General features: G+C 61.0%; 20 protein-coding genes. 2 read left to right on the forward strand and 18 right to left on the reverse strand.

Annotation, left to right across the window (positions count from 1 at the left end; genetic code table 11):
• The 17 genes from nuoJ to PspCFBP13509_RS13715 all read right to left on the reverse strand — a co-directional run bounded on the left by nuoJ (position 1) and on the right by PspCFBP13509_RS13715 (position 18,556).
• Complete coding sequence (gene nuoJ, locus PspCFBP13509_RS13630) at positions 1-504, reverse strand: NADH-quinone oxidoreductase subunit J (protein ID WP_003174726.1); 504 nt, start codon at positions 502-504, stop codon at positions 1-3.
• Positions 505-513: 9 nt separating this feature from the next.
• Complete coding sequence (gene nuoI / locus PspCFBP13509_RS13635) at positions 514-1,062, reverse strand: NADH-quinone oxidoreductase subunit NuoI (protein ID WP_003174725.1); 549 nt, start codon at positions 1,060-1,062, stop codon at positions 514-516.
• Between the two features lie 11 nt (positions 1,063-1,073).
• Complete coding sequence (gene nuoH, locus PspCFBP13509_RS13640; RefSeq protein ID WP_017137518.1) at positions 1,074-2,081, reverse strand: NADH-quinone oxidoreductase subunit NuoH; 1,008 nt, start codon at positions 2,079-2,081, stop codon at positions 1,074-1,076.
• Positions 2,078-4,792 carry an NADH-quinone oxidoreductase subunit NuoG gene (nuoG, locus tag PspCFBP13509_RS13645; protein WP_137212176.1) on the reverse strand — a complete coding sequence of 905 codons (2,715 nt, stop codon included), beginning with the start codon at positions 4,790-4,792 and terminating at the stop codon, positions 2,078-2,080. Before nuoG ends, nuoH begins: the two co-directional genes overlap by 4 nt.
• Positions 4,793-4,927: 135 nt before the next feature.
• A complete protein-coding gene (gene nuoF / locus PspCFBP13509_RS13650; protein WP_027606325.1) occupies positions 4,928-6,283 on the reverse strand; it encodes an NADH-quinone oxidoreductase subunit NuoF in 1,356 nt (451 codons plus the stop codon).
• Entirely contained in the window at positions 6,280-6,777 is a 498-nt protein-coding gene (gene nuoE, locus PspCFBP13509_RS13655; protein ID WP_010566874.1) for an NADH-quinone oxidoreductase subunit NuoE, read from the reverse strand. Before nuoE ends, nuoF begins: the two co-directional genes overlap by 4 nt.
• 2 nt (positions 6,778-6,779) lie before the next feature.
• Complete coding sequence (gene nuoC / locus PspCFBP13509_RS13660; protein WP_065927064.1) at positions 6,780-8,564, reverse strand: NADH-quinone oxidoreductase subunit C/D; 1,785 nt, start codon at positions 8,562-8,564, stop codon at positions 6,780-6,782.
• Positions 8,565-8,636: 72 nt separating this feature from the next.
• Positions 8,637-9,311: a NuoB/complex I 20 kDa subunit family protein gene (locus PspCFBP13509_RS13665; protein WP_003174719.1), complete on the reverse strand. Its 675-nt coding sequence runs from the start codon at positions 9,309-9,311 to the stop codon at positions 8,637-8,639.
• A gap of 10 nt (positions 9,312-9,321) precedes the next feature.
• Entirely contained in the window at positions 9,322-9,735 is a 414-nt protein-coding gene (locus PspCFBP13509_RS13670; protein ID WP_003219575.1) for an NADH-quinone oxidoreductase subunit A, read from the reverse strand.
• Between the two features lie 593 nt (positions 9,736-10,328).
• Positions 10,329-11,654, reverse strand: coding sequence for an isocitrate lyase (aceA, locus tag PspCFBP13509_RS13675; RefSeq protein WP_003219577.1), 1,326 nt, complete (start codon positions 11,652-11,654; stop codon positions 10,329-10,331).
• Positions 11,655-12,148: 494 nt separating this feature from the next.
• Positions 12,149-12,886 carry a secretin N-terminal domain-containing protein gene (locus PspCFBP13509_RS13680; protein ID WP_065927065.1) on the reverse strand — a complete coding sequence of 246 codons (738 nt, stop codon included), beginning with the start codon at positions 12,884-12,886 and terminating at the stop codon, positions 12,149-12,151.
• 257 nt (positions 12,887-13,143) lie between these two features.
• Positions 13,144-13,566 carry a GNAT family N-acetyltransferase gene (locus PspCFBP13509_RS13690; protein ID WP_065927066.1) on the reverse strand — a complete coding sequence of 141 codons (423 nt, stop codon included), beginning with the start codon at positions 13,564-13,566 and terminating at the stop codon, positions 13,144-13,146.
• Positions 13,559-14,725 (reverse strand): ribosomal protein uL16 3-hydroxylase, encoded by a 1,167-nt coding sequence (locus tag PspCFBP13509_RS13695; RefSeq protein WP_027606329.1) that lies wholly within the window; start codon positions 14,723-14,725, stop codon positions 13,559-13,561. The genes PspCFBP13509_RS13690 and PspCFBP13509_RS13695 overlap by 8 nt, the downstream gene beginning before the upstream one ends.
• An 84-nt stretch (positions 14,726-14,809) precedes the next feature.
• Entirely contained in the window at positions 14,810-16,180 is a 1,371-nt protein-coding gene (purB, locus tag PspCFBP13509_RS13700) for an adenylosuccinate lyase (protein ID WP_065927067.1), read from the reverse strand.
• Positions 16,181-16,305: 125 nt separating this feature from the next.
• Positions 16,306-16,929, reverse strand: coding sequence for a high frequency lysogenization protein HflD (gene hflD, locus PspCFBP13509_RS13705; protein WP_027606331.1), 624 nt, complete (start codon positions 16,927-16,929; stop codon positions 16,306-16,308).
• Positions 16,926-18,050: a tRNA 2-thiouridine(34) synthase MnmA gene (gene mnmA / locus PspCFBP13509_RS13710; protein ID WP_065927068.1), complete on the reverse strand. Its 1,125-nt coding sequence runs from the start codon at positions 18,048-18,050 to the stop codon at positions 16,926-16,928. Before mnmA ends, hflD begins: the two co-directional genes overlap by 4 nt.
• Positions 18,051-18,109: 59 nt before the next feature.
• Entirely contained in the window at positions 18,110-18,556 is a 447-nt protein-coding gene (locus PspCFBP13509_RS13715; protein ID WP_137212177.1) for an NUDIX hydrolase, read from the reverse strand.
• Between the two features lie 188 nt (positions 18,557-18,744).
• Here PspCFBP13509_RS13715 and PspCFBP13509_RS13720 point away from each other — a divergent pair, with 188 nt between their 5' ends.
• Positions 18,745-19,641, forward strand: coding sequence for a DMT family transporter (locus tag PspCFBP13509_RS13720; protein WP_065927070.1), 897 nt, complete (start codon positions 18,745-18,747; stop codon positions 19,639-19,641).
• 72 nt (positions 19,642-19,713) lie between these two features.
• Positions 19,714-20,586, forward strand: coding sequence for a LysR family transcriptional regulator (locus tag PspCFBP13509_RS13725; protein ID WP_065927071.1), 873 nt, complete (start codon positions 19,714-19,716; stop codon positions 20,584-20,586).
• 57 nt (positions 20,587-20,643) lie between these two features.
• Here PspCFBP13509_RS13725 and PspCFBP13509_RS13730 read toward each other — a convergent pair whose 3' ends face one another.
• Positions 20,644-22,869: an NADP-dependent isocitrate dehydrogenase gene (locus PspCFBP13509_RS13730; protein ID WP_065948350.1), complete on the reverse strand. Its 2,226-nt coding sequence runs from the start codon at positions 22,867-22,869 to the stop codon at positions 20,644-20,646.
• Positions 22,870-23,325: the final 456 nt, after the last annotated feature.

A 23,325-nucleotide genomic window follows, 5' to 3' on the forward strand; every position in this document is an offset into this window, starting at 1 on the left:
TCATTGCTCCTTGGCTTCGTTACGGCCCAAGTGGAAGGCGGTGATGGCTGCGGCGAGCAGCAGCATCGAAGCCAGTTCGACCACCAGCAGGTACGGGCCGAACAGGCTGATGCCCACGGCTTTTGCGTCCACGGTGGTGTGGCCGATGGCCTGGCCGCTCTGGTGAGCGAACAGCACATACAGCAGTTCACCCAGCAGCAGCGCTGCGAGGACAACCGGGCCGAGCCAGATGCCGGGCTTGAGCCAGACGCGTTCCTGGGCGACCGAGGCCGGCCCGAGGTTGAGCATCATCACCACAAACACGAACAGCACCATGATGGCGCCGGCGTAGGCGATCACTTCCAGCACACCGGCGAACGGTGCGCCGAGGCTGAAGAAGGTCATGGCCACGGCGATCAGCGAAATGATCAGGTAGAGCAGGGCGTGCACGGGGTTGGTGTTGGTGATCACGCGAAGCGTGGACACAACCGCGATACCCGATGCGAAATAGAAAGCGAATTCCATCTTTCTTCCTTAAGGCAGCAAGCTCTTCACGTTGATCGGCTCGGCTTCGTTTTGTGCGGCGCCTTTCGGCTTACCGGCAACGGCCATACCTGCAACACGATAGAAGTTGTAATCAGGGTTTTTACCGGGACCAGAGATCAGCAGATCTTCTTTCTCGTACACCAGGTCCTGACGTTTGAACTCGGCCATCTCGAAATCCGGTGTGAGCTGGATCGCGGTGGTCGGGCAAGCTTCCTCGCAGAGGCCGCAGAAAATGCAGCGCGAGAAGTTGATGCGGAAGAAGTCCGGGTACCAGCGACCGTCTTCGGTTTCAGCTTTCTGCAGGGAGATGCAACCCACCGGGCACGCCACGGCGCACAGGTTGCAGGCTACGCAACGCTCTTCGCCATCGGGGTCGCGGGTCAGCACGATGCGGCCGCGATAGCGCGGCGGCAGGTACACCGCTTCTTCCGGGTATTGCAGGGTGTCGCGTTTACGGAAGCCGTGACCGAACACCATCACCAGGCTTCGCAACTGGGTACCGGTACCCTTAACGATGTCGCCAATATATTTGAACATGGGTCAAATCCTCACTGAACCGCGCCCGCTGGCGTGTTCAACAACACAACGGCAGCAGTCACCAGCAAATTGATCAGGGTCAGCGGCAGGCAGAAACGCCAGCTGAAATCCATCACCTGGTCATATCGTGGACGCGGAATGGAAGCGCGCAGCAGGATAAACAGCATGATGAAGAACGCGGTCTTCAGGAAGAACCAGAAGAACGCCAACTGCGGCAGGATGCCGAACGGACCGTGCCAGCCGCCGAAGAACAGCGTGACCAGCAGGGCCGAGATCAAGATGATGCCGATGTATTCACCGACGAAGAACATGCCCCATTTCATGCCGGCGTATTCAATGTGGTAACCGTCGGCCAGTTCCTGTTCTGCTTCCGGCTGGTCGAATGGGTGACGGTGAGTCACGGCCACGCCAGCGATGAAGAAGGTACAGAAGCCGAAGAACTGCGGAATGATGAACCACAGGTTCTGCGCCTGGTACTCGACGATGTCGCGCATGTTGAACGAGCCGACCTGCACCACGATGCCCATCAGCGCGAGGCCCATGAACACTTCGTAGGACACGGTCTGGGCCGAGGCCCGCAAGCTGCCCAGCAGGGCGAACTTGTTGTTGCTCGACCAGCCGGCGAACAGCACCGCGTAGACCGACAGGCCGGCCATGGCGAAGAAGAACAGCAAGCCGATGTTCAGGTCCGCCACGCCCCAGGTCGGGGTGATCGGGATGATCGCGAAGGCGATCAGCAAGGCGCTCATGGCCACGACCGGTGCCAGGGTGAAGATCACCTTGTCGGCAAACGGCGGGGTCCAGTCTTCCTTGAAGAACATCTTCAGCATGTCGGCGGCGATCTGGAACATACCGAACGGGCCAACGCGGTTCGGACCGTAACGGTCCTGCCACCAGCCCAGCAGGCGACGTTCGACGAAGCTGAGCAGGGCGCCCGCGACCACCACGGCCAACAGGATCACGATGGCCTTGACGACCGAGATGATCACGTCGATCACTTCAGGGGTGAACCAGGTCATTGCGCTGCCTCCTGCAGACCGTCAACGGTTTTGCCGAAGATCGCCGGCGGGATGCCGGCGACGCCTTTAGGCAGGGCAACCAGGCCGGCACCCAGCTCTTCGTTGATACGCAGCGGCAGACGCAGGGTCTGGCCGGCCACGGTCACGCTGAGCAAGGCTCCGTCGTTGACGCCCAGGCGGTCGGCTTCGGACTTGGCCACGGACACGTAGGCCTCGGGAATGCGCTCTTGTACCGGCGCGGCCTTGGAAGAGGTCTCTTCGCTGCCGAACAGGTGGAAGAACGGCACGACCTGCCAGGTGCCCTGGGCCGGATTGAACGGACGCGGGACCGCAGCGAACCAGTTCAGCGCGTCGCCCTGGGTTTCGATCAGGCGGGTACCCGGGTCGCCGGCGCGGATATGCCCACCGACTTCGTCCTGGAACTTGTTCCAGGCCTGTGGCGAGTTCCAGCCCGGCGACCAGGCAAACGGCACCTGCTGACGCGGCTCGACCGAACCCGAGTAACCTTCCATGGAGAAGGCGAACGCGGTGTCGTTGTCTTGCGGGGTACGCGGCTCGTGCACGCTGATGTCGGCGCGCATGGCGGTACGACCGGAGTAACGCAGCGGCTCACGGGCGAGCTTCATGCCCTTGATGCGGAACGCGGCGGACGGTGCGGCGTCGACGATACGCGCCAGCTGCGGCGCGCTCGCGGCGGCTGCGGCGGTGACGTGGTCGAGCTGGGTCCAGTCGATCGGCTGGTTCAGCAGGGTCGCGCGCAGGGCATGCAGCCAGCGCCAGCCTTCGTGAACCAGGATGCTGGCGTCCATGTACTTCGGATCGAACACCTGGAAGAAGCGCTGGGCACGGCCTTCCTGGCTGACCAGGGTACCGTCGCCTTCGGCGAAGGTGGCGGCTGGCAGTACCAGGTGGGCGCGATCGCTGGTGGCGGTCTTCTGGTGGTCGGCGACGATCAGGACCTTGGCGGCGTTCAGCGCAGCGTCAACCTTGGTGGCGTCGGTGCGGGTGTACAGGTCGTTTTCCAGCACCACGATCGCATCGGCGGTGCCGTCGATCACAGTTTGCAGGGCGGCGTCCAGGGACTCGCCACCGAGCATGGCCAGGCCGAGGCTGTTGGCTTCCGGCACCACCAGGCTGATGGAACCGTTCTTGTCGCGCAGCTTCAAGGCCTTGGCGATGTTGGCGGCGGCTTCGATCAAGGCCTTGGAACCCAGCGAGGTACCGGCAATGATCAATGGACGCTTGGCTGCCAGCAGGGCGTCGGCAATGCGCTGGGCCAGTTCGACGGCTTCAGTGTCCAGGCCTTCGACTGCCGGCGCGCTGGCGTCGAGGGCGTGGGCCACGGCGAAACCGATGCGGGCCAGGTCGTCCGGTGCGGCGTGGACGCATTCTTCGGCGATGTCGTCGAGCTTGGTTTCCGCCAGGCTGGCGATAAACAGCGGGTTCAGCGCGTGCTGGCCGATGTTTTTCACCGCAGCGTCGAGCCAAGGCTGGACGCGCATGGCGTCGGCCATGTCTTCGGCCTTGCCTTTGACCGACTGGCGCAGGGACAGCGCGATACGCGCGGCGGTCTGGGTCAGGTCTTCACCGAGCACGAAGATGGCATCGTGGTCTTCGATGTCGCGCATGTTCGGCACCGGCAGCGGGCTGTCGTTCAGCACCTGCAGGACCAGGCGGATGCGCTCAAGCTCACCGGCTTCGATACCGGAGTAGAAGTGCTCGGCACCCACCAGCTCACGCAACGCGTAGTTGCTTTCGAGGCTGGCGCGGGGCGAGCCGATACCGACGATGTTGCGGCCGCGCAGCAGGTCGGCGGCTTTGTCCAGCGCCGCGTCCAGGCTCAGCTTGGCGCCATCGGCCAGCAGTGGCTGGCGTGGACGGTCTTCACGGTTGACGTAGCCATAGCCGAAACGACCACGGTCGCACAGGAAGTACTGGTTGACCGAACCGTTGAAGCGGTTTTCGATGCGACGCAGTTCGCCGTAGCGTTCGCCCGGGGAGATGTTGCAACCGCTCGAGCAGCCGTGGCAGATGCTCGGCGAGAACTGCATGTCCCACTTGCGGTTGTAGCGCTCGGAGTGGGTCTTGTCGGTGAACACACCGGTCGGGCAGACCTCGGTGAGGTTGCCGGAGAACTCGCTTTCGAGCACGCCGTCTTCAACGCGACCGAAGTACACGTTGTCGTGGGCGCCGAATACGCCGAGGTCGGTGCCGCCGGCGTAGTCTTTATAGAAGCGTACGCAGCGGTAGCAGGCGATGCAGCGGTTCATTTCGTGGGAAATGAACGGGCCCAGCTGCTGGTTCTGGTGGGTACGCTTGGTGAAGCGATAGCGGCGCTCGTTGTGGCCGGTCATCACCGTCATGTCTTGCAGGTGGCAGTGACCGCCTTCCTCACAGACCGGGCAGTCGTGGGGGTGGTTGGTCATCAGCCATTCGACAACGCTGGCGCGGAACGCCTTGGATTCTTCATCGTCGATGGAGATCCAGGTGTTGTCGGTGGCTGGGGTCATGCAGGACATGACGATACGACCACGGGTGTCGTTTTCGTCGGTGTACTGCTTGACCGCACACTGGCGACAGGCACCGACGCTACCAAGCGCGGGGTGCCAGCAGAAATACGGGATATCGAGGCCGAGTGACAGACACGCCTGTAACAGGTTGTCCGCCCCATCGACTTCGAGCGCTTTGCCGTCTACGTGGATAGTGGCCATGGTTCAAAGTTCTTCGTTGGCCCGTTGTCAGCGGGCGTGGCTAATGGAATCTTGTTATTCATGTGCATCTACACAGCCTTCACGGCGTCAGCACATGAGCAGGCGAAGGGCACGGACCCTTTGCCTGTTTAAGCGTTACGCGCCGACTACGATCGGCCTTGCCAGAGGCGGGACGGCGGCGCTGGTGGGCGCGATGCCGGCTTCGAACTCCGAGCGGAAGTATTTGATTGCGCTGCCCAATGGCTCCACGGCGCCCGGTGCGTGAGCACAGAAGGTCTTGCCTGGGCCGAGGAAACCGACCAGGCCCAGCAGGGTCTCGATGTCACCCTCGCGGCCTTCGCCATTTTCCAGGGCCATCAGCAGCTTGACGCTCCACGGCAGGCCGTCGCGGCATGGGGTACAGAAGCCGCAGGATTCACGGGCAAAGAACTGCTCCATGTTGCGCAGCAGCGAGACCATGTTCACGGTGTTGTCCACCGCCATCGCCAGGCCGGTACCCATCCGGGTGCCCACCTTGCCGATGCCGCCGGCATACATTTGTGCGTCGAGGTGCTCGGGGAGCAGGAAGCCGGTGCCGGCGCCGCCTGGCTGCCAGGCCTTGAGGGTGTAGCCGTCGCGCATGCCGCCGGCGTAGTCCTCGAACAGCTCGCGTGCGGTCACGCCGAACGGCAGTTCCCACAGGCCAGGGTTCTTGACCTTGCCGGAGAAGCCCATGAGCTTGGTGCCCATGTCTTCACTGCCTTCACGGGCCAACGATTTGTACCAGTCCACGCCGTCGGCGATGATCGCCGGCACGTTGCACAGGGTCTCGACGTTGTTCACGCAGGTCGGCTTGCCCCACACGCCCACGGCGGCAGGGAAGGGCGGCTTGGAGCGCGGGTTGGCGCGGCGGCCTTCGAGGGAGTTGATCAGTGCGGTTTCTTCACCGCAGATGTAACGCCCGGCGCCGGTGTGCACGAACAGTTCGAAGTCAAAACCCGAACCGAGGATGTTCTTGCCCAGCAGGCCTGCGGCCTTGGCTTCTGCCACTGCACGGTTGAGGTGCTTGGCGGCGGTGGTGTATTCGCCGCGCAGGAAGATGTAGCCACGGTAGGTTTTCAGCGCGCGGGCGCTGATCAGCATGCCTTCGATCAGCAGATGGGGCAGTTGCTCCATCAGCATGCGGTCTTTCCAGGTGTTGGGTTCCATTTCATCCGCGTTGCACAGCAGGTAGCGGATGTTGATGGATTCATCTTTGGGCATCAGGCCCCACTTAACACCGGTGGGGAAGCCTGCACCGCCGCGACCCTTGAGGCCGGCGTCCTTCACGGTCTGGACGATGTCGTCCTGGGCCATGTCGGCGAAGGCCTTGCGCGCAGCGGCGTAGCCGTTCTTGGCCTGGTACTCGTCGAGCCATACCGGCTCGCCGTCGTCACGCAGGCGCCAGGTCAGCGGGTGGGTTTCGGCCGAACGCTTGATCAGGTTGGCCGGGCCGAAGGAAGTCAGGGTCATGGGTAGCCCTCGAGCAATTGGGTCACGCCAGCGGGCTGCACGTCACCGAATGTGTCGTCGTCGATCATCAACGCCGGCGCCTTGTCGCAGTTGCCCAGGCAGCACACCGGCAGCAGCGTGAAGCGGCCGTCCGGGGTGGTCTGGCCGAGGCCGATGCCCAGCTTGGCCTGGATCTCGCTGACCACCGACTCGTGGCCACCGATGTAGCAGACCATGCTGTCGCACACGCGAATGATGTGGCGGCCGACCGGCTGGCGGAAGATCTGGCTGTAGAACGTTGCCACGCCTTCAACGTCGCTGGCGGGGATGCCGAGGATCTCGCCGATGGCGTAGAGGGCGCCGTCCGGCACCCAGCCACGTTCCTTCTGGACGATCTTCAAGGCCTCGATCGACGCCGCGCGCGGGTCTTCGTAGTGATGCAGCTCGTGCTCGATGGCCGAGCGCTCGGTTTCACTCAAGGTGAAACGGTCTGTCTGGATAAGCGTGCTGTTCATGCTTAGCGGTCCACGTCGGCCATAACGAAATCGATACTACCCAGGTACGCAATCAAGTCCGCGACCATCTCGCCTTTGATCACCGAAGGGATCTGCTGCAAGTGGGCGAAGCTTGGGGTACGAATCCGGGTGCGGTAGCTCATGGTGCCGCCATCGCTCGTCAGGTAATAACTGTTGATACCCTTGGTCGCTTCGATCATCTGGAAGGATTCGTTGGCCGGCATTACCGGGCCCCACGAAACCTGCAGGAAGTGCGTGATCAGGGTTTCGATGTGCTGCAGCGTGCGCTCTTTCGGCGGCGGCGTGGTCAGCGGGTGATCCGCCTTGTACGGGCCGGCCGGCATGTTGCGCATGCACTGCTCGATGATCTTCAGGCTCTGGCGCATTTCTTCGACACGCACGATGCAACGGTCGTAGGCATCGCCATTGGCGGCCAGCGGTACTTCGAACTCGAAGTTTTCGTAGCCCGAGTACGGACGCGCCTTGCGCAGGTCGAAATCGCAACCGGTGGAACGCAGGCCGGCACCGGTGACGCCCCATTCCAGGGCCTCTTTGGTGTTGTACTGGGCGACGCCGATGGTACGGCCCTTGAGGATGCTGTTATCCAACGCAGCCTTCTGGTACTCGTCCAGGCGCTTGGGCATCCAGTCGATGAATTCCTTGACCAGGCGTTCCCAGCCATTCGGCAGGTCATGGGCGACGCCGCCGATACGGTACCAGGCCGGGTGCAGGCGGAAACCGGTGATGGCTTCGATGACCTTGTAGGCGCGCTGACGGTCGGTGAAGGTGAAGAACACCGGGGTCATGGCGCCGACGTCCTGGATATAGGTACCCAGGAACAGCAGGTGGCTGGTGATCCGGAAGAACTCGGCCATCATGATGCGGATGGTGTCGACGCGGTCCGGAACCTTGATGCCGGCCAGCTTCTCGACCGAGAGCACGTACGGCAGGTTGTTCATCACGCCGCCGAGGTAGTCGATACGGTCGGTGTACGGGATGAAGCTGTGCCACGACTGACGCTCGGCCATCTTCTCGGCACCACGGTGGTGGTAGCCGATGTCCGGCACGCAGTCGACGATTTCTTCGCCGTCCAGTTGCAGGATGATGCGGAAGGCACCGTGGGCCGAAGGGTGGTTCGGGCCCAGGTTGAGGAACATGTAGTCCTCGTTGGTGCCGGAGCGCTTCATGCCCCAGTCTTCCGGACGGAAGCGCGCGGCCTCTTCTTCAAGCTGCTGCTTGGCGAGGTTGAGGCTGAACGGGTCGAATTCGGTGGCGCGGGCAGGGAAGTCCTTGCGCAGCGGGTGACCTTCCCACGTTGGCGGCATCATGATGCGCGTCAGGTGCGGGTGGCCCGGGAAGTCGATACCGAACATGTCCCAGACTTCGCGCTCGTACCAGCTGGCGTTCGGCCAGATACCGGTCACGGTCGGCACGCTCAGGTCGCTCTCGGACAGTGCGACCTTGATCATCACGTCGCTGTTACGTTCCAGCGACAGCAGGTGATAGAACACGGTGAAATCGGCGCCGCTCGGCAGGCCCTGGCGCTTGGTGCGCAGGCGTTCGTCCACGCCATGCAGGTCATAGAGCATGACGTACGGCTTGGGCAGGTTGCGCAGGAAGGTCAGGACTTCGACGAGCCTGGCGCGCGCCACCCACAGCACCGGCATGCCGGTGCGTGTGGCCTGGGCGGTGAAGGCGTCAGGGCCAAAACGGTTATTGAGTTCGACGACCACATCCTGGTCGTCTGCCTTATAAGGCGGGATGCGTCGAGCACTGCCTGTAGTCATGGTTTTTTATCGCTTTCGGTCAACGTAAAGAATGAAGCCAGGTTTTCGTTCTATAAAAGAAGCGGTGCTGGATCAGACTTCGTCTGGGCTGCGCAGGTTGGTGACTGCGATTCGCTGTTCGCGGCGCTGTTCCTTTTGCGACGGCATCTCGGCGCGGTACACGCCTTGATCGCCGACGACCCAGGAAAGCGGGCGACGCTCCTTGCCAATCGATTCCTGCAACAGCATCAAGCCTTGCAGGAATGCTTCGGGGCGGGGCGGGCAGCCAGGCACGTAGACGTCCACGGGCAGGAACTTGTCCACTCCCTGAACCACGGAGTAGATGTCGTACATGCCACCGGAGTTGGCGCACGAACCCATGGAGATAACCCACTTTGGCTCGAGCATTTGCTCGTAGAGACGCTGAATGATCGGCGCCATCTTGATAAAGCAGGTACCGGCGATAACCATGAAATCCGCCTGGCGCGGTGATGCCCGGATAACTTCGGCGCCAAAGCGCGCGATGTCGTGGGGCGCCGTGAAGGCGGTGGTCATTTCCACGTAGCAGCACGAAAGGCCGAAGTTGTACGGCCACAGGGAGTTCTTACGTCCCCAGTTGACCGCGCCACTCAGCACGTCTTCGAGTTTGCCCATGTAGATGTTCTTGTGGACTTGGTCTTCTAACGGATCGGAAACGGTTTCCCGTTCGCCGATGGGGTACTGCTCGTTAGGAGCATCCGGGTCGATCCTGGTGAGATTGTATTGCATCGCCAAAGCCTCATTGTTTCAGCTTCGCTTGCCGCTTACGACGAGCTTCCGGAGCCCAGTCAAGGGCGCCCACTCGAAATAGGTAGACAAGGCCTGCCAACAGAATTGCTATGAAAACGAGGGCTTCGACGAATCCGGTCCAGCCGCTTTCGCGGACGGACACAGACCAGGCAAAGAGAAAGAGGGCTTCGATGTCGAAGATCACGAAGAGCATCGCGACCAGATAGAATTTGGCTGAGAGCCGCAAGCGGGCGCCACCTGTAGGCAGCATGCCGGATTCGAACGGTTCATTCTTGCTGCGGCCCCAGGCTTTTGACCCGAGGAGGCTGGACACACCGAGCATGAAGGCGCAAAGGCCGACAACACCGAGGAGGAAAATGGCAAAGCCCCAGTTGTGGGCCATGAGTCCTGTCGCTTCGGTCATGCTGGAAATCCTTAACAGAGAGCAAAGGTCTCTGAGCTCGAAAAAGTAACGATGCAGTGACGATATGTCGCACTGCAATCAATCGCGGTGATTTTATGGCTAAACACCGGGCAAGTAAAATTCCTAGGGCGAAATTATTCGATGGAATAAGCACATAGTGCACCTTCTTGGGGCTGTAGCCCTTGCGGAGCGGGCATTAGCGGGCATTTGATCAAATGTGTTTTGTTTAACCTGTAACGAAGTTTTTATGTTCTAAATGATAATGAATATTGTTTGCGTGGGGTTTAAGCGATTGTTTCTCATACAGCGGAGTAAGTTGCCGTTACTTGCCTGATTAGCGCGAGTTGTTGGAGCGGATCTTTTAACCGATTTATCTGCGGCAAATACCGCTCTGGATCAAGGTTTTGCACAAAATCTTCAGGCTGCAAGCGTTCCTCATGTGGGAGGGAGTTGCCTCCTCCCACATTTGGCTTTGGTGAACCAGCGTGATGTGTACCGGCAAAAAAACGCCCCGAACCAGTCGGGGCGTGATTGTCGTGCGGCACTGCGGTTAGCTCTTTAACGGGTCCGCCGTGGCCGTGTACTCACATCGATCAGTGGAACTGCTCTTCTTCGGTCGAACCGGTCAGCGCGGTCACGGACGAGGTGCCGCCCTGGATCACGGTGGTCATGTCGTCGAAGTAGCCGGTGCCGACTTCCTGCTGGTGGGCCACGAAGGTGTAGCCCTTGGCGGCGTCAGCGAATTCCTGCTCCTGCAGCTTCACGTAGGCAGTCATGTCGTTGCGGGCGTAGTCGTGCGCCAGGTTGAACATGCTGTGCCACATGTTGTGAATGCCGGCCAGGGTGATGAACTGATGCTTGTAGCCCATGGCGGACAGTTCGCGCTGGAACTTGGCGATGGTCGCGTCGTCCAGGTTCTTTTTCCAGTTGAAGGAAGGCGAGCAGTTGTAGGACAGCAGTTGGTCCGGGTATTCCTTCTTGATCGCTTCGGCAAAGCGACGCGCTTCGTCCAGGTCCGGCTTGGCGGTTTCGCACCAGATCAGGTCGGCGTACGGTGCGTAGGCCAGGCCGCGGGCGATGGCCTGGTCGAGACCGGCGCGCACTTTGTAGAAACCTTCCTGGGTGCGTTCACCGGTTACGAACGGCTGGTCGTACGGGTCGCAGTCTGAAGTCAGCAGGTCCGCAGCGTTGGCGTCGGTACGGGCCAGGATGATGGTTGGCGTGCCGGCAACGTCAGCCGCCAGACGGGCAGCAGTCAGCTTCTGTACAGCTTCCTGGGTCGGTACCAATACCTTGCCGCCCATGTGGCCGCATTTTTTCACCGATGCCAGTTGGTCTTCGAAGTGCACGCCAGCAGCGCCAGCTTCAATCATGCTCTTCATCAGCTCATAGGCGTTCAGTACGCCGCCGAAACCGGCTTCGGCGTCGGCCACGATGGGCGCGAAGTAGTCGATGTAGCCTTCGTCGCCCGGGCCTTTACCGGCTTTCCACTGGATCTGGTCGGCACGACGGAACGAGTTGTTGATGCGCTTGACCACGGTCGGCACGGAGTCCACCGGGTACAGCGATTGGTCGGGGTACATGGATTCAGCGGAGTTGTTGTCCGCTGCCACTTGCCAGCCGGACAGGTAGATCGCCTGGATACCGGCTTTCACCTGTTGGACTGCCTGGCCGCCAGTGAGGGCGCCCATGCAGTTGACGAAATCTTTCTCGGGGCGGAAGGACGGCTTGGCACCTTGGGTGACCAGCTTCCACAGCTTCTCGGCGCCGAGTTTTGCAAAGGTGTGCTCAGGTTGAACCGAGCCACGCAGGCGGACGACGTCAGCAGCGGAATAAGCGCGGGTTACGCCTTTCCAGCGTGGGTTTTCAGCCCAGTCTTTCTCGAGGGCTGCAATTTGCTGTTCGCGTGTCAGTGCCATGGGGGAAAACCTCGTCGCATAGGTCTAGGTGGAAAATTCCATTTGCCAGCCACGTAGTGAATGCGTGGTTATGGCTGCTCGCTGACCAGAAGCTCAGGTGTTCAAGTCAAGTTCGGCGGGGCAGGCGACGGGATGAACGATGGCTCAAGGGGGGAGTTGAGCAGGCAAGGGCGAACTGCGAACGGTCTTCGGGCATCGTGGGCCTTTGTACGATCCATCAGTGTGTAGCCGGGTTACCTGGTTAGCTTCCGTCCCTCGGGACAACTTCGTTCCAGTCGCAACCTCGTCAAACACACCTTGTGGGCGGTACAGACACGAATCGGCTCGGGTGGGTAGCTTGGAGCGTCGATCCGAAGGCCCTTGCCAGGGCCCCTGATTAGCGGGAGCGAGGCCATCATGCCCATGCTTTTTTGGATCGTCAAATGTTTTGTAGTGCTTTTTTTCAGGCACTACATCTTTAGTCTAATACGACTCATCAGTCAGTTTTTGGTGCTTCAGTTCAGGGTGTCGACCTTAACCCGCAACGTCAGGTCATCGCGGCCCTGGGTAGAGTAGCTGCGGGTTGTGGAGGATTTGTCGGCCTGGGTCTCGCGGTTGATGCCGGCCAGGGGGATCCATTCGCCAAGGCGCCCGCTGACGGTTGTGTCGGTGCTTTGCACATTCACTACATCGGGACGTTCCTGGCTCATGCGGTCACGGTTGGTACTGATCGCCAGATGCACGGTCTCGCCGGTGACGCTGGCGGTGACATAGAAGCCCTGGGTGACGTTGCGGTACTGGGTCTGGTTCTGCGGGCGACCGTAGGCGTCAGGCTGAGTGGTGGTCATTGGCACGCTCTGGCCGACCTGGATCAGCGCGGGCACGCCTTCGCTGGCCTGAATCTGCTGGATGCCGCCGTCGCGGCTGGCGGTGCCGTAGCTGATGATGCGGGTCTGGCTGTCGCCGCTGTTCTGCTGGTTGTTTTCATTGGTATCGACGGTGATCAGCAGACGTTTGGCTGGTGTATCCAGCTGGGCGAGCAGCGTGCGCAGGTCCTGGATCTTGCCGGGGGCAGCGTTAACGATAAGCTGGTTGCCGTAGGCGCTGACGGTGCCGTCCTTGCCGATGAAGTTCTGCGCAACCGGGAGCAGGTCGGTGCTGGTGCGGTTGCTCAGGTTGACGACTTCGGTGTCGGCCATTGCCGAGCAACTGGCGGTGAGGAGGAGGGCGGTGAGCAGGGTGCGTAGGGACATGTCCGTGATCTCTGCGAGTCATTTGGGCTTGATAGTGCCAGTTTGTCGGCCTGGAGTGTAGTAAGCGGACTTGCCTGTGGTGAGCGGGCTTGCCCCGCGCTGGGCTGCGTAGCAGCCCCTATAAAAAACGCCGCGTTCTTACGGAAAGAATGCGGCGTTTGGTTTGGGGCTGCTGCGCAGCCCAGCGCGGGGCAAGCCCGCTCACCACAGGACCACAGGCAAGCTGGCTCACCACAGGCAAGCCCTTACAGCAGGGATCAGGCCCCGCGCACCATATCGACATGGGGAATCCCGACTTCCAGGAATTCCTCGCTGACAATCTTGAAGCCCAGTCGCTCATAGAACGGCGCCGCATACACCTGCGCGCTCAGGAACTGCTTGGTCTGGCCACGTTGCTCGGCCACGCCAATCACCGCTTCCATCAGCTTGTCGCCGACCTTCAGTCCGCGCCAGTCCTTGAGCACCGACACCCGGCCGATCTCGCCGCTGGGCAGCAGGCGCGCGGTACCAATCGGAAAGTCGCCTTCGAATGCAAGGAAATGCACTGCGTCTGCGTCGTCCGCATCCCACTCAAGCTCAGGTGGAACCGATTGTTCAGCGATAAATACCGCTTCACGAATGCGCCGAATCTCGGCGATATCCTTATGCCAGTCCGCGACACCTACGTGAATCCTATTCATCGGCAAACCCCAGGCTTCCTTGCTTGACCAGCTCGCACAGCAGGTCACGGGCGTCTTCGTCCAACAGCCATTCGCCGAGGTTTTCGGCGTGCAGGGCATCGGCGGCGCAGACCAGTTTCAGCAGTTCGCGCAGTTTGCCCGGCAGGTAACGGCTCTGGCCGCTGGCGAACAGCAGGACGTCATCGTCGACTTCCGACCAGGCCATGCGCGCGCTTGGGTTGCGCACCAGGATCGCACCGTCCTGCAGGCTGTTGATGAAGTCGTCTTCGCCCAGTTCTTCGCCCGCCACCAGTTCCGGGTAGCGCGGCTCGGTCATGAATTGGCCGAACCAGGTCAGCAGCATGCGCTCGTCGCTCATGTGCTCGGCCAGCAGGCTCTTGAGGCGGTCGAGGGCGTCGCTCTGGATCTGGTGCGGGTCGCTGACCGGCTGCGCGTCGGCGTCAGTGTAGCGCTCTTCGTCGGTCAGGTACTGGGCAAGGAAGTCGGTGAAGTGGGTCAGCACTTCGGCGGCGCTTGGGGCGCGAAAGCCCACCGAGTACGTCATGCAGTCATCTTCGGCGATGCCGAAATGCGCCAGGCGTGGCGGCAGGTAGAGCATGTCGCCCGGTTCCAGCACCCATTCGGCGCTTTCTTCGAATTCGGCGAGGATGCGCAGGTCGGCGTGTTGCAGCAGCGGGCTTTCGGAGCTGCACATCTGGCCGATCTTCCAGTTGCGCTTGCCCTGGGCCTGCAGCAGGAACACGTCGTAGTTGTCGAAGTGCGGGCCTACGCTGCCGCCGGGTGCGGCAAAGCTGATCATTACATCGTCGATGCGCCAGCTTGGCAGGAAGCGGAACTGCTCCAGCAACTCGGCCACTTCCGGCACGAACTGGTCGACCGCCTGTACCAGCAGGGTCCACTCACGCTCAGGCAGGGTGCTGAAGGCGTCTTCGGCGAAGGGGCCGCGGCGCAGTTCCCACGGGCGTTCGCCGTGTTCGATCACCAGGCGCGATTCGACTTCTTCTTCCAGGGCCAGGCCGGCGAGTTCGTCGGCGTCGATCGGGCTTTCGAAGTCAGGGATCGCCTGGCGGATCAGCAGTGGCTTTTTCTGCCAGTAGTCGCGCAGGAATTCCCGTGCCGTGATGCCGCCCAGAAGTTGAAGAGGGATATCAGGATTCATGTGTAACCTATTGAAAAAAAGCACTTTTCAGACTGAAATAAAAACGCCCGGCGCGGCCGGGCGTCTCAAGGGGGCTTGCGCTAATCAGATGCGCTTGGCTTGCTCTACAGCGTTGCCGATGTAGTTGGCCGGGGTGAGCAGTTTCAGCTCGGCCTTGGCCGCGGCTGGCATGTCCAGGCCGTCGATGAAAGTTTGCAGTGCTTCAGGGCTGATGCCCTTGCCACGGGTCAACTCTTTCAGCTTCTCGTAAGGGTTTTCGATGTTGTAGCGGCGCATCACGGTCTGGATCGGCTCGGCCAGCACTTCCCAGCACGCGTCCAGGTCAGCGGCGATTTTCTGCGCGTTGAGCTCCAGTTTGCTGATGCCTTTGAGGCTGGCTTCGTACGCGATCACGCTGTGGGCAAAGCCCACGCCGAGGTTGCGCAGTACGGTGGAGTCGGTCAGGTCGCGCTGCCAGCGGGAGATCGGCAACTTGCTGGCCAGGTGCTGGAACAGGGCGTTGGCGATGCCGAGGTTGCCTTCGGAGTTTTCGAAGTCGATCGGGTTGACCTTGTGCGGCATGGTCGACGAACCGATTTCACCGGCAATGGTGCGCTGCTTGAAGTAGCCCAGGGAGATGTAGCCCCAGATATCGCGATCGAAGTCGATCAGGATGGTGTTGAAGCGCGCAATGGCGTCGAACAGCTCGGCGATGTAGTCGTGCGGTTCGATCTGCGTGGTGTACGGGTTGAAGCCCAGGCCCAGCTCGTCTTCGATGAAGGCGCGGGCGTTGGCTTCCCAGTCGATCTCCGGGTAGGCCGACAGGTGGGCGTTGTAGTTGCCGACAGCGCCGTTGATCTTGCCCAGCAGTGGGACTGCGGCGACTTGAGCGATCTGGCGCTCCAGGCGGTACACCACGTTGGCGAGTTCCTTGCCCAGGGTAGTCGGCGACGCCGGCTGGCCGTGGGTGCGCGACAGCATCGGCACGTCGGCGAAACGGATGGCCAGCTCGCGGATGGCTTCGGCGGTCTGGCGCATCAGCGGCAGCATCACGTCATCACGGCCTTCGCGCAGCATCAAGGCGTGGGACAGGTTGTTGATGTCCTCGCTGGTGCAGGCAAAGTGGATGAATTCGCTGACCTTGGCCAGTTCCGGCAGCTTGGCCGCCTGCTCCTTGAGCAGGTATTCGATGGCCTTGACGTCGTGGTTGGTGGTGCGCTCGATCTCTTTCACACGCTCGGCGTGCTCCAGGGAGAAGTTGTCCGCCAGGGCATCGAGTACAGCGTTGGCTTCGGCGGAGAACGCCGGTACTTCGCTGATGGCGGGGTGAGCGGCCAGGCGCTGGAGCCAGCGCACTTCAACCAGTACACGAGCACGGATCAGGCCGTATTCGCTGAAAATAGGGCGCAGGGCCTGGGTTTTGCCGGCGTAGCGGCCGTCAACAGGGGAAACCGCAGTGAGCGAAGAGAGCTGCATGGGGTGTTCTCGGACAGTCGGGCAACGAAATGGGGCGCGTATCATACATGAAAAAATTCGCCGGTCCGTTGCCAACTGACCGGCGTATTACGCGTAACGGCTTGAAAATAGCCTGTCGGTGCGACTTATTCGTTGCGCATCAACGGGTAAAGCTCTTTGAGCAATTTGCGTCGGCTGATCACCAGCTGCCAACGATGACCGCCCAATTGCCGCCACAACCGCGCCGACCGAATACCGGCCAGCAGCAGTGCGCGGATTTTCGAGGCGTTGTTCGGTTGCTGCAGGTTGCGCATGTCGCCGTGCACCTGGATGCGTTGGCGCAAGGTGCTCAAGGTGTCCTGGTACAGCGCACCGCAGGCGGCGATCACGTTTTCGTGGGCCGGGCCGAAGTGTTCTACCTGGGACTGGATCTGTGGCAGGCGTTTGCCGATGGTTTCCAGCATGTCTTCGCGCTTGGCCAACTGGCGCTCGAGGCCGAGCATCGACAGGGCGTAGCGCAGCGGCTCGCGCTGCAAGGTGCTGGGGTCGCGCTCCAGGGCGCCGATCAGGGCGCGATAACCTTCACGCAGTGCGAGGTCGTCGCCGCCGTAGACTTCCAGGGTGTCCTTGGGGTCGCGGATCAGCAGGCTGCCGAGCATGCAGGTCAGGCCGGCTTCGGTGACCTGGCCGGTCTTGGCGATCTTGTCCACCAGCACGGCGGAGAGAAATACCCCGCCGAGTGCCGTCAATTGCTCCTGGGTCGGGCTCATGCCGGGTTGCTCCAGGCTTCGGCGACTTCAATCACGCCGCCGCCCAGGCAGATTTCGCCGTCATAGAACACCACGGACTGGCCAGGAGTGACCGCACGTTGCGGGTCATCAAAGGTGGCGCGGTAGCCCGTCGCGGTTTTTTCCAGGGTGCAGGGCTGGTCGCCCTGGCGATAGCGCACCTTGGCCGTCAGGCGGCGCGGGGTGCTCAGGTCGATCGGGTTGACCCAATAGATCTCCGAGGCCAGCAGCGCGCCCGAGAACAGCAGCGGGTGTTCATTGCCCTGGCCGACGATCAGCACGTTGTGCTCCAGGTCCTTGACCAGCACGTACCACGGCTCTTCGCCGGCATCCTTCAAGCCGCCGATGCCCAGGCCCTGGCGCTGGCCGATGGTGTGGTACATCAAGCCATGGTGACGGCCGATCACTTCGCCGTCGGTGGTCTTGATCTCGCCCGGTTGCGCCGGCAGGTACTGCTTGAGGAAGTCGCTGAAACGGCGCTCGCCGATAAAACAGATCCCGGTGGAATCCTTCTTCTTGGCGGTCGCCAGGCCGTGTTGCTCGGCGATCCTGCGCACTTCTGGCTTTTCCAGCTCGCCCACCGGGAACAGGGTCTTGGCGATCTGTTCACCGCCGACGGCGTGCAGGAAGTAGCTCTGGTCCTTGTTCGGGTCCAGGCCCTTGAGCAGTTCGGTACGGCCATCGATGTCGCGGCGACGCACGTAGTGGCCAGTGGCAATCAGGTCGGCGCCAAGGATCATGGCGTAGTCGAGGAACGCCTTGAACTTGATTTCGCGGTTGCACAGGATGTCCGGGTTCGGCGTGCGACCAGCCTTGTATTCGGCCAGGAAGTGCTCGAACACGTTGTCCCAGTACTCGGCGGCGAAGTTGGCGGTGTGCAGCTTGATGCCAATTTTGTCGCACACGGCCTGGGCGTCCGCGAGGTCGTCCATGGCGGTGCAATATTCCGTTCCATCGTCTTCTTCCCAGTTCTTCATGAACAGGCCTTCCACCTCATAACCCTGCTCCATGAGCAGAACGGCGGAAACGGAAGAATCCACGCCGCCGGACATGCCGACGATGACGCGCTTCTTTTGTGTGTCAGAAGGGGCTGGATCACGCATAGGGTTTCAACGGGTGTCTTGAAAAAGGACGCGATTCTAACAGGCCTGGGCCCGCAAGGCTAAAGAGAAGGGCGGATCAATTCCAGGCTGTGACGCTGGCCGGCCAGATAATCATCGATACAGCGGATGATCAGCTCGCTACGCCAGTCGTCGCGCACGGCCAGCAGCTCGTCACGGCTCAGCCAGCGGGCGCGCAGGATGCCTTCGTCCAGTTGATAGTCCGGGTGGTGTTTCAGTGCCTTGGCAATAAAGCAGACGCGTTGATAGGTAACCCCGTTGCTGGGTGCGGTGTACAGGTAGATGCCGACGATGCCGGTGGCTTCCACGTCCCAGCCGGTTTCCTCGAGGGTTTCGCGCACGGCGGCCTCGGTCAGGGTCTCGTCTGGGTCGAGGTGGCCGGCAGGCTGGTTGAGCACGGCGCGGCCGCCCTTGAGTTCTTCGACCATCAGGAACTTGCCGTTGTCTTCGACGATGGTGGCGACGGTGATGTGGGGTTGCCAGGTCATGGGATGCCTCTCGATTCTGAATGCAGCGCAGTCTTGGAGCAGGATTACAGCAGTGTGGGAGGGGCAATCCCCCTCCCACAAGGATGATGCATAAGCAATCTGCATGATGCGCCTGACATTTTATGATTTTACCGATTTCAGCGCCTGGCGCAGCTTATCTCTCCAGAACCCTCAGTTTGGAGAGTGTCATGAACCCTATTGCCGATAAAAGCTACGAAGTACGCCTTACATCGCCACTGCCCATTGTCTTCATCCTGCTGTGGAGTTCCGGCTACATCGGCGGTGCGTACGGTGTGCGTTATGGCGAGCCCTTCACCATGACGTTCTATCGGTTTGCCCTGGCTGCCCTGGTGTTCCTGGGCGTTGCACTCGCCATCAAGGCGCAATGGCCTAAACGACTTGCCCCCTACCTCCATGCTGCGACAGTGGGGCTGCTGTTGCAGGCCCTGCAGTTCGGCGGCCTTTACACCGGCATCAGCCACGGCGTTCCCGCAGGGCAGGCGGCATTGATCGTCGGGCTGATGCCGGTGTTCGTGGTGATCGGTGCCTATTTCTGCCTGGGTGAACAATTGAGCTGGCGCGACCTGCCGGGTTCGATCCTGGGTGTTGGCGGCGTGGCCATCGTCGTGGCCAGCAGCTTTTTTGGCTCCGAGGCGTCAGTGGGTGGTTACGGCGCGGTGGGCTTGGCGCTATTGGGTATCACGCTTGGCACGCTCTACCAGAAGCGCTTTCTGGGCGGGGTGAATCTATGGGTGGGGTGTTTCATTCAGATGGTCACCGCGTCGTTGGTCATGTTGCTGCTGGCATACACCACTGAAACCATGCAGGTCACCGAGTGGGTTCCATTCGCAGCGTCGGTGGCCTGGATCACGCTGATGAACTCCGTGGGTGCGCTGACGCTGCTGTATTTGATGATTCGACGCGGGGAGGCGAGTAAGGCGACGAACTTGTTTCATGTGATTCCGGCGGTCACGCAGATCATGGCGTCGTTGGTGTTGGGTGAGGTGCCGAGTGGGGTGGCGATTGTAGGGTTTGTTGTTTCAGGGGCAGGGGTTTATTGGATGAATCATGTGCGCGCCAAGTAGGTAGTCTTGACAGGTATAGCGGGCGCCTTGCACTAATGGCAGGGAATAATTACTCACTCCCATGGGTGTGGCATGAGAGTCAATCTTGATATTCAGTCGCTGCGCAGTTTCCTCAAGGTCGCAGAGCTGGGCAGTTTCACTCGGGCCGCGCAAGCGTTGAGCCTGACCCAGCCGGCAATCAGCCAGCAAATTCGACGACTTGAGGATTTGCTGGGTGTCGAGCTTTTTGCCCGCGACAATCGGCAGGTGTTGCTCACCCTCGAAGGAGAGCGCTTGACCGGCTATGCCCAGCAAATGGTCAGCGTCAACGACAAAGTGGGGAGCCTGTTTGATGCCAGTCGCACTCAAGAGTCCGTGACGCTGGGTATTCCCGAATATTTCAGCGAGGAAATCCTGCAGCGCGTTATTCCTGCTCTGGCGCTTGAATTACCTTCAGTGCGAATTGTGGTCAAGGTCGCGCGTTCCCTGTTGCTCGCGGAGGCGTTCAGTGAGGGACGAATCGATATTGGCCTGATGATTGATGAGTTGCCAAAAGTCGCTGGCGTGCCTTTGCATGCACTTTCGTTGATGTGGCTGGGTGGCGAGTGTGCGGCAGCCCCCATGGAAGGGCAGGAAGTTTCGCTGGCGCTGTTCAAGGCGCCCTGCGTGTTCAGGAGCCTGGCGATTCGGCGTTTGGAGGAGAGTGGCATCAGGTGGCGCTGCGTGTATGAGTCTGAAGACTTGATGTCGCTGCGTTCAGCGGTCCAGGCGGGAGTCGGTGTGACGCTTTTACCCTGGTTTGCCCAGGTGCCGGGCTTGAAAAACGTCGAAGCGCTCGCGCATTTGCCTGCGCTGCCGGGGTTTGGGGTTGAACTCAAGCAGCGGCCGGGCTGGGAGCCTTGGTACAAACCGCAGTTCCTGGCGATTATCGAGGCCGCATGGCGCGAGGAATACGGTGTTGCATAAACCCTGAAAACACAAACCCCGGCACGTGGCCGGGGTTTGTGATGCATCCCTACAACCTTACTTCAACTTGGCAATCGCCGCATTGAGGGTGTTGCTTGGGCGCATGGCCTTGCTGGTCAGCTCCGGGTTCGGCGCGTAGTAGCCGCCGATGTCCACTGGCTTGCCCTGTACGGCATTGAGCTCGGCAACGATGGTTGCTTCGTTCGCGGCCAGGGTCTTGGCCAGTTCGCTGAATTGACCTTGCAGTGCAGTGTCTTCGGTCTGGGCGGCCAGGGCCTGGGCCCAGTACAGCGCCAGGTAGAAGTGGCTGCCGCGGTTGTCGATGTTGCCGACTTTGCGCGATGGCGACTTGTTGTTGTCGAGGAACTGGCCGGTGGCCTGGTCCAGGGTCTTGGACAGCACCAGGGCTTTCGGGTTGTTGTACGTCACACCCAAATGCTCGAGGGAAGCGGCCAGGGCCAGGAACTCACCCAGGGAATCCCAGCGCAGGAAGTTCTCTTCCAGCAGCTGTTGCACGTGCTTCGGCGCCGAACCGCCGGCGCCGGTTTCGAACAGGCCACCGCCATTCATCAGCGGTACGATGGACAGCATCTTGGCGCTGGTGCCCAGTTCCATGATCGGGAACAGGTCGGTCAGATAGTCGCGCAGTACGTTGCCGGTCACCGAGATGGTGTCCAGGCCTTTGCGGGTACGTTCCAGGGTGAACTTCATCGCGTCGACCGGCGACATGATGCGGATGTCCAGGCCTTCGGTGTTGTGGTCTTTCAGGTAGGCCTGGACTTTCTCGACCACGACGCCGTCGTGTGCACGCTTGGGGTCCAGCCAGAAGATGGCCGGGGTGTTGCTGGCGCGGGCACGGTTGACGGCCAGCTTGACCCAGTCCTGGATCGGCGCGTCTTGGGTCTGGCACATGCGGAAGATGTCGCCGGCTTCGACTTTCTGTTCCATCAGCAGGTTGCCCTTGCTGTCGGTCACGCGGACGACGCCGTCAGCCTTGACCTGGAACGTCTTGTCGTGGGAGCCGTACTCTTCGGCTTTTTTCGCCATCAGGCCAACGTTTGGCACGCTGCCCATGGTGGTAGGGTCGAAGGCGCCGTTGGCCTTGCACTCTTCGATCACCGCCTGGTAGATGGTGGCGTAGCAGCGATCCGGGATCACGGCCTTGGTGTCGTGCAGCTGGCCGTCGGTGCCCCACATCTTGCCGGAGTCACGGATCATGGCCGGCATCGAGGCGTCGACGATCACGTCGCTCGGCACGTGCAGGTTGGTGATGCCTTTGTCGGAGTTGACCATCGCCAGGGAAGGGCGAGCGGCGTAGACCGCCTGGATGTCAGCTTCGATCTGCGCCTGCTGCTCGGCCGGCAGGGCCTTGATGCGGGCGTACAGGTCGCCGATGCCGTTGTTCAGGTTGAAGCCGATTTGTGCCAGCACGTCTGCGTGCTTGGCCAGGGCGTCTTTATAGAATTCGGCAACGATCTGGCCGAACATGATCGGGTCGGAGACCTTCATCATGGTGGCTTTCAGGTGGACCGACAGCAGTACGCCTTGTTTCTTGGCGTCTTCAATTTCAGCGGCGATGAAGCTGCGCAGGGCGTTCTTGCTCAGTACTGCGCTGTCGATGATTTCGCCGGCCTTGACGCTGGTCTTTTCTTTCAGGACGGTGGTGGTGCCGTCCTGGGCGACCAGCTCGATCTTGACAGCGTCAGCGGCTTCGATCTGCACGGCTTTTTCGCTGCCGTAGAAGTCGCCGTTGCTCATGTGGGCAACGTGGGACTTGGAGTCTGCAGCCCAGGCGCCCATCTTGTGCGGGTGCTTGCGAGCGTAGTTCTTGACCGACAGCGGCGCGCGGCGGTCGGAGTTGCCTTCGCGCAGTACCGGGTTCACGGCGCTGCCCTTGACCTTGTCGTAACGTGCACGGGTTTCTTTTTCCGCGTCGGTGGTTACGGTTTCCGGGTAGTCCGGCAGGGCGTAGCCCTGGGCCTGCAGTTCCTTGATCGCCGCTTGCAGCTGCGGGGTCGAGGCGCTGATGTTAGGCAGCTTGATGATGTTGGCTTCAGGGGTAACGGCCAGGTCGCCCAGTTCGGCGAGGTGGTCCGGTACGGCCTTGGTGCCCAGTTGCTCGGGGAAGCTTGCGAGGATGCGCCCTGCGAGGGAGATGTCGCGGGTTTCCACGGCAATATCAGCGGAAGCGGTGAAGGCCTCTACGATAGGCAGCAGTGAATAGGTGGCGAGGGCTGGGGCTTCGTCGGTGAAGGTGTAGATGATCTTCGAGCGGGTGGGCATATTCGGATTAACTCTCTTCTTTGCTGAAAGCGTGCGCAGAAACTCGAGATGCGCCGGGTGGAGCGCGTTCGTTCAAAGTCATCCATGAGCGAAAGGTCGAGGTTTCTTCGCGGTGATGTTGGGTTGCATCAGTCGAGCGTCAAGCGGGTGGACTATTGTATTAGTCCTGCTTTGTAGCGGAGGGCCCTGTTCCAGAGCGGTCTGCCATCGTGACTCTTTGGTCAGCGGCGGCATTATACATAGGTCGCTATGCTTACGCCGAGCCTTCATACAAAAGGTGTGTCGTCCATTGGTCTAAAGGTCGCAGGTACCGGGTTACGCCTAAAGTCGCACGAAGTGCTCAAGATTGGCGCTTTTCCCTTTGCTTTCAGGCTTGTAGGCGGCAATTTATGCTGTTTTCGATGCAAATGAGCATGGCGCGAGGTTTCAGTCGCCATTTATCTGGAGTAGGCTCGA

Origin of the sequence: Pseudomonas sp. CFBP13509 (assembly GCF_005233485.1) — a bacterium.
Lineage (GTDB): Bacteria > Pseudomonadota > Gammaproteobacteria > Pseudomonadales > Pseudomonadaceae > Aquipseudomonas > Aquipseudomonas marginalis.